The organism is Microbacterium sp. NPDC091662 (assembly GCF_044756705.1).
In the GTDB taxonomy this organism is placed as follows: Bacteria; Actinomycetota; Actinomycetes; order Actinomycetales; family Microbacteriaceae; genus Microbacterium.
In genome coordinates this window covers 1,730,289-1,741,545 of sequence record NZ_JBIVTM010000001.1, presented here as the reverse complement: position 1 = coordinate 1,741,545, position 11,257 = coordinate 1,730,289, and the positions used below count along the sequence as shown (strand labels likewise).

Below are 11,257 nucleotides of genomic sequence, written 5' to 3'. Positions count from 1 at the left end.
CCCCGACATGGGAACGCTGCTGATCCGTCCTCCCGGGCATCGGAGAGACGTCACGCTGCGCCCGGCGGCGACCGCGATGGTGTGGGTCGGCGAGGGCCAACCACACGAGACGATCGCCGTGCCCGGGGTCGCGCTCGCCGACGGGGATGTGCTCGTGGCGGTCGAGATGTCGACGATCTGCGGTTCCGACGTGCACACCGTGCAGGGTCGTCGAACCGCGCCGACGCCCCTCGTGCTCGGACACGAGAGCGTCGGACGGGTGATCGCGACCGGGGACACCGGGGCGCACACGGTGGACGGCACCCCGCTGCGGATCGGCGACCGGGTGGTCTGGTCGGTCACGGTGTCGTGCGCGAGCTGCGACCGGTGCCTGCAGGGCGTACCGCAGAAGTGCCGCGACCTCGGCAAGTACGGACACGACCGCGTCGGCGCGCACGGCGACCTCACCGGAGCCTTCGCGAGTCACATGCAGCTGCGGGAGGGGACGGCCATCGTGCGCGTGCCGGAGGCGCTCCCCGCCTCGGTGCTCGCCCCCGCTTCGTGCGCCACGGCGACCGCCTGGGCCGCGGTGGCGAGGGCTGCGAAGGACCGCGACCTCGACGGCGCGACCGTGCGGATCCACGGCGCGGGACTGGTCGGGCTGTCGGCCGCGTCCATCGCGGTCGAGCAGGGGGCGACCGTCGAGGTGCTCGACCCCAATCCGGAGCGCCGCGCCCTCGCTGCCCGCTTCGGCGCGACGACTCTCGACCGTGAACCCGACGTGGTGATCGAGGCCTCGGGGCATGCGGTGAGCGATGCGCTCGCGGGTGTGGCGGTCGGGGGAACGGTCGTGCTGGTCGGCAGCGTGTTCCCGGCCGACCCGGTGCCGTTCGACGCCGAGAGCATCGTGCGGCGTCTGGTCACGGTCGCCGGCATCCACAACTACACGGGTGCCGAGCTGGCCGAAGCCGTGACTTTCCTCGCCGGACGGGGGCGGGCCTACCCCTTCGCGGACGCGGTCGGCGCGGTGCGCGGGCTCTTCGAGATCGACGTGGCTCTGGTGGCAGCCGCCGCCCCTGGCGCACCCCTGCGGATCGGGCTCATCCCGGGGCAGTGAGTCGCCCCCGTATCGCCGAGGCTACTCGTCGGCATCCTGACCGCGCAGGGGCCCGAGCGGGCGGAGCCCCTCGGAATGGAAGGCGAGCTCACTCCGTCGCGCGATGTGGCCGCGTGTGCCGGGGTCGCCGGTCGCGTCGTCCGTCTCGGTGTCGTTCGCGTCATCCGTCTCGGTGTCCGGATCGGCCGGGGGGTCGTCGTGCAGGGTCACCGTGAGATGCTCTCCACCGTCTTGCCGGTCGTCGCCGCGGAGAGCGAGCGGGCGATGTCGGCCTGACTGACGATCCCGACCAGTCGACGATCGGCGATCACCGGCAGGCGTCGCACCTGGTTCTCCTGCATCCGATCGAGGGCCACACGGATGTCGTCGTCGGCGTCGACCGTGACGGGCTTGCCCTTCGCGAGCGCGGACGCCGGCGTCGTCTCCGGATCCATCCCGAGGGCGATCGCTCCGACGACGATATCGCGGTCGGTGAGCATGCCCTTCAGCTTGCTGTCCTCGCCGCAGATCGGCAGGGCGCCGACATCCAGATCAGCCATGACGGACGCGGCGATGCGCAGCGAGTCGTTCACCCCGATGCACCGCGGACTCGGCGTCATCAGGTCGCGCGTGGTGGTCATCGCTCTTCGCCCTCGTCGTAGTCAGGGCGGGGAGGCTGGAGCGGCTGGTCGGAGTATTCGCCACCCGCGCGGCCTCCGTAAGGCCGCCCGTGGTCGGCGAACTCGTCCCGCGAGAACACGAGAGTCCACGGACCGGCCGTGAAGTGCGCTCCGGTACGCAGTGTCTCGGAGTCCTCATCTACGTGGGTCGCATCCACCCCCAGGCTCGCGTTCGTCTCGCCCTCGCCGTGCATCGTCAGCACGTACTCGTCGCGGTCGTCGTGCGTGATCGTGGCGTGCACGGGGTCGGTGTCGGCGAGGCGCAGCTCGTTGCCGTCGGCCGACCCGATGCGCACCACGTCTTCCTCCAGGGCGAATTCGGTGCGTTCGTCGTCTCTCGTGATGCGCAGCCGGGGGTTTCCCGCGCCCCACTGAGCGTGGGTGGTCGTCGGCGTGTAGCCCTCGTCGGGACGGTCGTCGATGTGTCGGTCGTTCATGGCACTGCCCTTCTCGCGTTCGAGTGACCCCGAGGCTAGGCTCCGCTCGATCTCTCGCCGAGGGGGTTGACTTCGGCGCTTCGGGTCTCATCAGGCGCGACGACACGGAGGAGGGCGGCATCCGGCGACAGAGTGCGCGAGAATGGATCGAACCGTCGTCTCGGCCAGGCAGCGACCAAGGAGCACCACCGAATGGGAAAGTTCGTCTACGAAGGCGGCGTGAAGACCGAGATCGAGGACCGCGCCCTCACCCACCTGCAGCTCGTCATCACCGCGAAGCTGCGGCGCGGAGAGCCCTTCCCGTTCAGTTGGCGCGAAGACGCGAGCGTGGGCGGCGGGCGCACCACCGTGTGGATCCAGCCCGGCAGCTCCCTCGTGTTCAAGTACTTCGGCAGTCGGCAGCCCTCCATCAACCGCGCGTGGATCGAGGCGCTGGCGTTCACGGCGAACGCTCCGAGCGGTCTGTACCTCGTTCCCGAACCGGCCGAGGCCGGCGACGAGCCCGGTGCTGGAGAGGTTCCGGTCACGCCTCCGCTGTGACCTCCCTGGCTCACATCGAGCCCATCGACATCATCGAGACCCACCTGCGGACGCGCATCCGCCGGTGGGTCTCGTCGTTGCGGGCGGGAACCGACGGAACCCCGGCAGGCGGCGGGACCTGTCAACCCCCTGACGAAGGACGGGGCGATCGGGGAAGGTGGCCCCTACGACGACACGTCCGACGAGACGAGGAGGATCGGCCATGACCGATGACACCACCGACCCACGGCACGCGCACCGCGAGGAGGGGTTTCCCGCACAGCACCAGGATCAACCGGGGTTGACCGAGCGGACCAGGCCAGAACCCGACCATGGCGAGCGGAGCTACGCCGGCCACGGTCGCCTGGAGGGGCGTCGCGCACTCATCACCGGCGGCGACTCGGGGATCGGGCGCGCCGTCGCGATCGCCTTCGCACGCGAGGGCGCGGACATCGCGATCGCGCACATGCCCGAGGAGCAGGATGACGCCGAGGACACCCTCGCCCTGGTCCGCGAGGCGGGACGCACCGGAGTGGGTTTCGCCGGAGACCTGCGGGACGAGGCCTTCGCGACAGAGATCGTGGCGGGGACGCGGAGCGAGCTCGGCGGTCTCGACGTGCTCGTGCTCAACGCCGGGTACCAGCACGACATCGACGGCTTCGAGAACCTGGAGACGGAGCGGATGCGCCGGGTGTTCGACACCAACCTCGCGGGGATGCTGTTCTCGGCGCGTGCGGCCTACCCCGAGCTCGAGCCCGGTGCGAGCATCATCGTGACCGCGTCCGTCCAGGCCTACAACCCCTCGCCGGGACTGATCGACTACGCCATGACGAAGGCGGCACAGGTGGCGTTCGTGAAGGCCCTCGCGGAAGAGACGGGACCGCGGGGCATCCGGGTCAACGCCGTCGCGCCCGGCCCGATCTGGACGCCGCTGATCCCGGCGACCGGGTGGGGCGCCGAACGGCTGGCGACGTTCGGAGACGACACTCCGCTCGGCCGGGCAGGGCAGCCGGCAGAGCTGGCAGGCGCGTACGTGTACCTGGCATCGTCCGAGTCGTCGTACACCTCCGGATCGGTCATCGCGGTCACGGGCGGCAAGGCTCTCTGATCTGCGTCGAGGCGGCGGTCCGGCCGGGGGCCGCCGCCTAAGCTTGTCTGGTGCAGAAGCCCGCCGCGTCCAGTCCCCTCGTGGGGGTCGCGCTCGTCATCGGCTCCTGCCTCTCGCTCCCTTTCGGGGCCGCGGTCGCGGCCCAGCTCTTCCCCGTGCTCGGGCCGTGGGGCGTGACCTCGCTGCGCGTCGCGATCGCCGCGATCCTGCTCGTCGTCATCGTGCGCCCGCGACCGCGGAAGTGGACTCGCCCGCAATGGCTCGCCGCGGTGCTCTTCGGTGTCTCGCTCGCCGCGATGAACGGCTTCTTCTACGCCGCGATCGATCGCATTCCGCTGGGCCCCGCCGTCGCGATCGAGTTCCTCGGTCCGCTCGTGCTCGCCGCCGTGCTCACCCGCAAGCTCGCGGACTTCGCCTGGGTCGGGGTCGCCCTGCTCGGCATGGTCGTTCTGGGCATCGACGGCATGATCGGCGCTGAGCCGCTCGATCCCCTCGGGGTCGTGTTCATCCTCATCGCCGCCGGCTTCTGGGTGATGTACATCCGGATGAGCGCCCGTGTCGGCGCGCTGATCCCCGGGAGCAGCGGACTGGCGATGGGCCTCGTGGTCGCGGCTGTGCTCCTCATCCCGGTCGGGATCCCCGCCGCATCGACCGTCGCGATGGACCCACAGCTCCTGCTGCTCGCGGCGATCACCGCGGTGCTGTCGTCGGTGATTCCCTACAGCTTCGAACTCGCGGCGCTGCGCCGCCTGCCGCAGCGGGTGTTCGGGGTGCTGCTGAGCCTCGAACCCGCGTTCGCGACCCTCGCCGGGTGGCTCATCCTCGGGCAGGACGCGACACCGCTGCGCATGCTCGCCGTCGGGCTCGTGATCGCCGCGAGCGTCGGCACCACGCTCGGCGTGCGGAGGGACCGTCGCGACGGCGGCCCCTCCGGCCCCTTCACCGCGCCGATACCGCTGCCCGACTGACCGCGGGGGTCGGCAGCGGGAATCGCCGGCGCAGGATGACACGCTGCACCAGGGTCCACACCACCGTGACCGTGAGATACAGCGCGGCAGCGAGCGGGACGAACGCGGCGAAGACCGCGGTGAGGTAGTGCATCGCCGAGACGACGCGCAGCATGGCGGGAGAGTTCAGCGGAGAGTCATCGCCCTCGACCGGCGTCGGACGGAAGACGCGACGGGTGACCTCGGCGACCGCGATCATCACCGCCAGCAGCACGCCGAAGACGAGGAACGTGGCAGGAGTGGCCGTGCCGCCGAAGAGCGCCGACACCAGACTCGTGCCGAGCGGCGCGCCGAACAGGTCGTGTGCGAGCAGTTCGTTCGGATGCCCCGCGATCTCCGGGCGGAGGAACAGCGTGTAGAGGATGCCGACCACGGGAGCCTGCGCGAGCACGGGGAGCATCCCGGCGAACGGCGAGGTGTTCTCGGCGCGATACAGCGCCATCGTCTCCTTCTGCAGGCGCTCAGGGTTCTTCTTGTGGCGTCGTTGCAGCTCACGCAGTTTCGGCGCGAGGCGCGCCCTGGTCTGCTCGGCCTTGGCTTGGGAGATGCCGACGGGAATGAGCAGCGCCCGCACCAGCAGGGTGACGAGCACGACCGCGAGCGCGGCTGCCGATGCGCCGGCGAGGGGAGTGAGAAGGTCGGAGAGTCCGGTGAGGGCGCCGTAGGCGGCGTCGAGGAGGGCGGCGAGAGGGGGGAAGGCGAAGATGTCCATACGGGTGTCCGTTCGTGGCGTCGGGAAGGGTCGGCGAAGGCCGCGCTGTCCCGTCGTGCGAAGGGACTACGCGGCGCTCGCGACTCCCGGCGCCCGAGGGCGCGGATGCCCGGCGGCATCAGGATCGCTCTGCGTGAGGAGAGTGCCGACGTCGATGGCTCGCAGCGGATGCGGGGCGTCGGCTGTGGCTCCGGGATGCACGCTCAGCACGACGGCGAGCGTGAGGGCGGTCACGGCGAGCAGCGCGATCGCGAGGCCGAGGGCCGCCGCATCGGGCATCGAGACGAGACCGAGCGCGGTCGCGACGAAGCTCAGCATCTGCCCGAACCACTCGCTCATGTGCGCGCTCCTTCCTGCGACGAGGGTACCACCGGGGTCAGCGTGTCCTTCCGTCACGGCCGGCCCCGGGGGTACGCAGCGGGCGTAACGTCGAAGCATGAGTGACCTTCGCGCCCTGCTCGGGATCGAGCATCCGATCATCCTCGGCCCCTTCGGCGGGCTCTCCTCGACGGGCCTCACCGCCGCGGTGAGCGCTGCGGGCGGGTTGGGTTCGTTCGGCCTGTACGGCTATGACGCCGACCGCATCCGTGCGACCGGAGCCGAGCTGCGTTCCCTGACGGATCGACCGTTCGCGGTGAACATCTGGCTCCCGGTGGGCGACGAGGTCGAGCCGAACCCCCAGCACTTCGTGTTCGCGCAGGCCCTGCAGCCCTTCTACGAGGCGGTCGGGGTCGATGTGCCCGCCCGCCCGGAGCGATACAACCCCGCACTCGACGAGCAGCTCGACGCGATCTGGGAGATCGAGCCCGCGGTGCTGAGTGTGGTCTTCGGTGTGCCCTCCGCCGCGCTCGTCGAGGAGGCCCATCGCCGCGGCATCCGGATCGTCGGCACCGCGACCACCGTGGCGGAGGCGGTCGCGCTCGCGGCAGCGAGAGTGGATGCCGTCGTCGCCACCGGCGCGGAGGCCGCCGGCCATCGGGTGTCGTTCCTGCGCCCTGCCGAGGAGTCGCTCGTCGGGACGTTCGCCCTGATCCCGCAGGTGGTCGATGCGGTCGACGTGCCGGTGATCGCGGCCGGAGGCATCGCCGATCGTCGCGGGGTGGCGGCGGCGTTCGCGCTTGGAGCGAGCGGTGTGCAGGTCGGGACGGCCTTCCTCGCGACGGCGGAGTCGGCGGCGAACCAGGCGCACCGAGACGCGATCCGGTCCACGGCCGCGGACGAGACCGTGCTCACGCGTGCGATGAGCGGACGCCTTGCCCGGGGCGCGCGCAACCGCGTGGTGCGGGCGATCGAGGCGAGCGGCACGATCGCTCCGTTCCCGATGCAGAACTGGCTCACCGGGCGCTTCCGCACCGCGGCAGGAGAGCAGAACCTCGGCGAGCTGCAGTCGCTGTGGATGGGCCAGGCCGCCCCGCTCGTGCGCCACGACACCGCCGGCGAGGTGTTCGCGGAACTCCTCGCCGGGGTCCCTGCCGCTCCCTGACGCATTCCGGTCGCACTTCCTGCCGCGCGGACGGCCTCGGGGCGACAGGAAGTGCGACCGGTGCGGTCGAGAGCCGGTCGCTCCTAGAGGATGACGGTGGACTTGCCGTGCACGATCACGCGGTCCTCGGCGTGCCACTGCACGGCGCGGGCGAGCACCAGGCGCTCGACGTCGGCACCACGGCTCTGCAGCTCGGCCGCCGATTCCGAGTGGGTCACGCGCGTGACGTCCTGCTCGATGATCGGACCCTCGTCGAGGTCGGCCGTCGCGTAGTGCGCGGTCGCACCGATGAGCTTGACCCCGCGATCCTTGGCACGCGCATAGGGGTTGGCGCCGATGAACGCGGGCAGGAACGAGTGGTGGATGTTGATCACCGGTGCTTCGAGACCGGTGATGAAGTCGTCGGAGAGGATCTGCATGTAGCGCGCGAGCACGACGAGGTCGACGTTGCCGCGCAGCAGTTCGAGCTGACGCTCCTCCATCGCGACCTTGTCGCCGGAGGGGATGTGCACGAACGGCACGCCGAACGAGCGGACGGCCTCTGCCAGGTCGGGGTGGTTGGAGACGACCATCGTGATGTCGATGTCGAGCTGCCCGCGCTGGGTGCGCCAGAGCAACTCCATCAGGCAGTGATCGTACTTCGAGACGAAGATCGCGACACGCTTGCGACGGGCCACGTCGTGCAGCGACCACTCCATGCCGAAGCGCTCGGCGACGACGGCGATGTCGGCTTCGAGTGCGGGACGCGCGGCGGCCAGGCCGTCGAGGTGGATCACGGTGCGCTGGAAGAAGCGACCGCCCTCGGAATCCGTCGAGTGCTGATCGAGCGAGATGATGTTCGCCCCGTGCTGCGCGAGCGCGCCGGCCACGGCGGCGACGATGCCGGGCTGGTCGTCGCAGGCGATGAGCAGGCGGGCGGTATCGGGCTGAGACATGGGGGCTCCTCGAGGGTGTGCATCGATTCTGCCGTGGATGTGCCGAGCGGGCGAATCGCGAAAGATCACCCGCAGCGCGTCAACCGTGCGACGGCCGCCTCACCTACCCTGAGAGCATGGAAGCGAGCGACCTCGGTCTGGTGCTGATCCCCCTGCTGGCTGTCGCCGCACCTCTGTTGGCGCGTGGCGTGCGACCGGTGGTGCGGGTTCCGATCGTCGTGTTCGAACTCGTGCTCGGCATCATCGTGGGTCCCGCTGTTCTCGGCTGGGTCGAGCCGGGACCGCTGCTCGAGAAGCTCAGCGACTTCGGGCTGGCGCTGCTGTTCTTCGTCGCGGGAACCGAGATCGACTTCAAGACGGTCGCGGGCAAGCCCCTCGCGCGGGCCTCCCTCGGGTGGCTTCTCAGCGTGCTGCTGGGCATCGGCCTCGGCTTCTTCTTCGCGCCGGGCGAGGGCATGGTCGTGATCGGGATCGCGCTCAGCTCGACGGCGCTGGGCACCCTGATGCCGATCCTGCGCGACGCCCGCGAGCTCGATACGCCCTTCGGTCGTGCGATCAGCGCGATCGGCGCGGTGGGCGAGTTCCTGCCGCTCATCGCGATCTCGATCTTCTTGAGCACACGCACGACGCCGATCGCCACCGCGATCCTCCTGACCTTCGTGGTGCTCGCGGGCCTCGCCGTGCTTCTCGCCAATCGCGTGCCGCACGGGCGGCTGCACCGCATCGTCCGTGCCACGCTGCACACCTCCGACCAGTTCGGGGTGCGTTTCGTGATCCTCCTCATCGCCGCACTCGTCGGTCTCAGCGTCATGCTCGACCTCGACATGCTGCTCGGCGCGTTCGTGGCCGGTGCGATCTGGCGCATCATCATGGCGCGGGCGCCGAAGAAGGATGCGGAAGAGGTCGAGAGCAAGGTCGAGGCGATCGCCTTCGGGTTCCTCGTGCCGATCTTCTTCCTGTACACCGGCGTCACCTTCGACCTGCAGGCGCTGCTCACCTCGCCGGCCGCGCTCGCGCTGGTGCCGATCTTCCTGGTCGCCCTGTTGGTGATCCGCGGGTCGGCGGCGCAGTTGTCGGTCCCGCCCGGTGCGAGTGCGCGCGATCGGGCGGCCCTCGGGCTCCTCGCCGCGACCGGCCTGCCGATCATCGTCGCGGTGACGGCGATCGGAGTCGACCAGAAGATGCTCGACACCGGGACGGCGGCGGCGCTGGTCGGAGCCGGCATGCTGTCGGTGCTGCTGTATCCGCTCATCGGCATGACCCTCCGCGGCGATCGCGCTGAGGTCGTCGGCCCGGAGCGGGTCTCGGAATCCACGCAGGGAGAACTGTGACCACCGCATCCGAGCTCTTGACGCAGGCCGTGAAGGATCTGAAGGACGCTCCGAAGGAGGGGCTCGGCGAACAGCGCGACTCCCGGTGGCGCGGGCGCCGCATCGTGCGGGTCGGGGCGGCCTGGCACCTGGGCGTGCTGCTGCTGACTGATACGCATGCTCTGGCCACGGACGAGGTGCTGCGAGCCGCGGACCCCGGACGCCGCGGCTACACGGCCGAGTCGGCGAGGGAGCGCGCCGAGCGCCGTGCCGAGGCCCTGCGCGGCGGCTTCGACGAGGGCGACGTGGTGCATGTGGGGTGGAGTGTGATCGACGTCGATGCGGTGGATGCGGGCGGCTCGTCCGGTCCGCTCGCCCTCATCGACGGGGTGCCGTCCGTGCGGTGGAGCACTGCCGGCGGTTTCATGCCGCTGGAGGCATACCTGCGTGAACGCGTGGCGTTGCTGCGCGACTCGGCGTCGAGCTGACGCGGGCGAAGGTCTCGGCGAACGGCTCAGGCGAAGGTCTCGGCGAAGCGGCGCAGGAGCGCAGCGCCCTCGGTGACGGATGCTGCGAGCACCTGCTGCTGTACCGCGTCGAACTCGTCGGGGTCGAAGTAGCCGGTCGTGCGGTAGAAGGTCATCCGATCGGCGAAGTCACGAGGCGTGGGCTCTGGGTGGAACTGCGCCGCATACAGGTGCGTGCCCACGCGGTAGGCCTGCACCGGACACGCCTCGTTCGTCGCCAGCAGCACGGCACCGGGAGGGGTGCTCTCCGTGCTCTCCTTGTGTGCCGTGAACACGGTGAGTGCCGAGCCGCTGGGCCCGAACACCGGGTCGCTCGCACCCTCGGTGGTCGTCTCGATCACGGTGGCACTCGCGGGTTCGGGGGTGTCGGTCACGACGTCGCCGCCCAGCATTCGCGTCACGACGCCGATGCTGAAACAGGTGAAGAACACCGCGATCTCCGCCGCCATCGCCGCATCGGCCAGCGTGCGCAGATCGGCTTCGACGCGCAGCTGCTCCGCCGTCTTCACGGCGTCGGAGACGTTGAACGGCGAGCCGCCGACGACGACACCGCGGTATCCGCGCAGGCGCTCGAGGTGCAACGGGGTCTGCAACAGGTCGAGTCGGTCCACCACATCGACGCCCAGTGCCCGTCGGAAGGAGGCATGTTCGGCATCCGCCGCCCCGATCTCGGGACGCACGCAGACGTAGAGAAGCGAAGCCATCAGGAGATTCTAACGAGCGTGCGGCTGTCGGCCGTCGCGGTCGTCAGCGCGAGGAGTTCGCCGTACGGCCGCGGACGATGCCCACGAACGTCTCGACATCGGGTGTCGTGCGCTCGCGGGACCAGACCAGGGCCACGGTCGAGGTCGGTCCGTCCGCGAGGATGCGGTGATCGGCATCCTTGCGGTGGTGCATGCGGGCGAGCGACATCGGAACGATCACGATGCCGACTCCGGAGGCCGCCGTCGCGATTGCCGCGTCGGTGGGCAGCGCTGCAAAGGTCGCGGTGTGCGTGCCCGGCAGGTCGAGGGGACCGAGCACGTCATCGGTCAGCGCGATCACGACTTCGCCAACGAGGTCTGCCACCGTGAGCTCCTCGGCCGCCATCAGGTGCGAGTCTGCTGCCGCCACGACGACCGGCACCTCGTCGTAGAGGGGGATGATGTGCAACGAATCGTCCGTGAGGGGCAGTCGCACCAGGGCGGCATCGACCTCTTCGAGCGCCGCCCGCTGCGTGGCCGCCTCGATCACCACGAGTTCGAGCGGAACGCGCGGCATCCGCTGCTTCCACGCATCGATCCACTTGCCCGGGGTCGCACCGGGCACCGCGCCCAGACGGAAGGTGCGCGGTGCCTCGGGTTCGGGCTGCGGGGAGTCGAAGACGACCTTCGCGGTCTTCTTCTTCGGCTTCTGCGGGGGGAAGCGCTCGGCAGGGGCAGCCTTGTTACGGCGCACCGGTGTTCCGCGGCTTGCACCCTTCGC

15 protein-coding genes are annotated in these 11,257 nt (G+C 70.3%); 7 read left to right on the top strand and 8 right to left on the bottom strand.

Annotated features, from left to right (window positions below; all coding sequences use genetic code 11):
• Positions 1–7: 7 nt before the first annotated feature.
• Positions 8–1,096 (top strand): alcohol dehydrogenase catalytic domain-containing protein, encoded by a 1,089-nt coding sequence (locus ACIQLD_RS08575; protein WP_402607299.1) that lies wholly within the window; start codon positions 8–10, stop codon positions 1,094–1,096.
• Between the two features lie 21 nt (positions 1,097–1,117).
• Here ACIQLD_RS08575 and ACIQLD_RS08570 read toward each other — a convergent pair whose 3' ends face one another.
• The 3 genes from ACIQLD_RS08570 to ACIQLD_RS08560 are packed head-to-tail and all read right to left on the bottom strand — an operon-like array spanning position 1,118 to position 2,192.
• Positions 1,118–1,306 (bottom strand): hypothetical protein, encoded by a 189-nt coding sequence (locus tag ACIQLD_RS08570; protein ID WP_402607296.1) that lies wholly within the window; start codon positions 1,304–1,306, stop codon positions 1,118–1,120.
• Positions 1,303–1,716 carry a CBS domain-containing protein gene (locus tag ACIQLD_RS08565; protein WP_402607293.1) on the bottom strand — a complete coding sequence of 138 codons (414 nt, stop codon included), beginning with the start codon at positions 1,714–1,716 and terminating at the stop codon, positions 1,303–1,305. The genes ACIQLD_RS08570 and ACIQLD_RS08565 overlap by 4 nt, the downstream gene beginning before the upstream one ends.
• The gene (locus ACIQLD_RS08560) at positions 1,713–2,192 is read right to left on the bottom strand and encodes a hypothetical protein (RefSeq protein ID WP_402607290.1); all 480 of its coding nucleotides are present in this window, start codon (positions 2,190–2,192) and stop codon (positions 1,713–1,715) included. Before ACIQLD_RS08560 ends, ACIQLD_RS08565 begins: the two co-directional genes overlap by 4 nt.
• 192 nt (positions 2,193–2,384) lie before the next feature.
• Between ACIQLD_RS08560 and ACIQLD_RS08555 the strand changes: the two genes are divergently transcribed.
• The 3 genes from ACIQLD_RS08555 to ACIQLD_RS08545 all read left to right on the top strand — a co-directional run bounded on the left by ACIQLD_RS08555 (position 2,385) and on the right by ACIQLD_RS08545 (position 4,787).
• The gene (locus ACIQLD_RS08555) at positions 2,385–2,732 is read left to right on the top strand and encodes a hypothetical protein (protein WP_021201203.1); all 348 of its coding nucleotides are present in this window, start codon (positions 2,385–2,387) and stop codon (positions 2,730–2,732) included.
• Positions 2,733–2,934: 202 nt separating this feature from the next.
• Positions 2,935–3,819: an SDR family oxidoreductase gene (locus ACIQLD_RS08550; protein WP_402607288.1), complete on the top strand. Its 885-nt coding sequence runs from the start codon at positions 2,935–2,937 to the stop codon at positions 3,817–3,819.
• 50 nt (positions 3,820–3,869) lie between these two features.
• Complete coding sequence (locus tag ACIQLD_RS08545; RefSeq protein WP_029259985.1) at positions 3,870–4,787, top strand: DMT family transporter; 918 nt, start codon at positions 3,870–3,872, stop codon at positions 4,785–4,787.
• Here ACIQLD_RS08545 and ACIQLD_RS08540 read toward each other — a convergent pair.
• Positions 4,759–5,538: a YidC/Oxa1 family membrane protein insertase gene (locus ACIQLD_RS08540; RefSeq protein WP_402607285.1), complete on the bottom strand. Its 780-nt coding sequence runs from the start codon at positions 5,536–5,538 to the stop codon at positions 4,759–4,761. The genes ACIQLD_RS08545 and ACIQLD_RS08540 overlap by 29 nt on opposite strands.
• Positions 5,539–5,604: 66 nt before the next feature.
• Positions 5,605–5,877: a DUF6412 domain-containing protein gene (locus tag ACIQLD_RS08535; protein WP_402607282.1), complete on the bottom strand. Its 273-nt coding sequence runs from the start codon at positions 5,875–5,877 to the stop codon at positions 5,605–5,607.
• A 97-nt stretch (positions 5,878–5,974) separates the two neighbouring features.
• Between ACIQLD_RS08535 and ACIQLD_RS08530 the strand changes: the two genes are divergently transcribed.
• Entirely contained in the window at positions 5,975–7,021 is a 1,047-nt protein-coding gene (locus ACIQLD_RS08530) for an NAD(P)H-dependent flavin oxidoreductase (protein ID WP_402607280.1), read from the top strand.
• Between the two features lie 83 nt (positions 7,022–7,104).
• Here ACIQLD_RS08530 and purU read toward each other — a convergent pair whose 3' ends face one another.
• The gene (gene purU, locus ACIQLD_RS08525) at positions 7,105–7,956 is read right to left on the bottom strand and encodes a formyltetrahydrofolate deformylase (RefSeq protein ID WP_402607277.1); all 852 of its coding nucleotides are present in this window, start codon (positions 7,954–7,956) and stop codon (positions 7,105–7,107) included.
• Positions 7,957–8,072: 116 nt separating this feature from the next.
• On the opposite strand from purU, the gene ACIQLD_RS08520 reads away from it, so the two are divergent.
• Positions 8,073–9,287 carry a cation:proton antiporter gene (locus tag ACIQLD_RS08520; protein ID WP_402607274.1) on the top strand — a complete coding sequence of 405 codons (1,215 nt, stop codon included), beginning with the start codon at positions 8,073–8,075 and terminating at the stop codon, positions 9,285–9,287.
• Positions 9,284–9,754, top strand: coding sequence for a glutaminase (locus ACIQLD_RS08515; RefSeq protein WP_402607271.1), 471 nt, complete (start codon positions 9,284–9,286; stop codon positions 9,752–9,754). Before ACIQLD_RS08520 ends, ACIQLD_RS08515 begins: the two co-directional genes overlap by 4 nt.
• A gap of 26 nt (positions 9,755–9,780) precedes the next feature.
• Here the strand turns inward: ACIQLD_RS08515 and ACIQLD_RS08510 are convergent, their stop codons facing one another.
• A complete protein-coding gene (locus tag ACIQLD_RS08510; RefSeq protein ID WP_402607268.1) occupies positions 9,781–10,497 on the bottom strand; it encodes a GMP synthase in 717 nt (238 codons plus the stop codon).
• 43 nt (positions 10,498–10,540) lie between these two features.
• Positions 10,541–11,230 (bottom strand): LysR substrate-binding domain-containing protein, encoded by a 690-nt coding sequence (locus ACIQLD_RS08505; RefSeq protein ID WP_402607265.1) that lies wholly within the window; start codon positions 11,228–11,230, stop codon positions 10,541–10,543.
• Between the last annotated feature and the right edge of the window lie 27 nt (positions 11,231–11,257).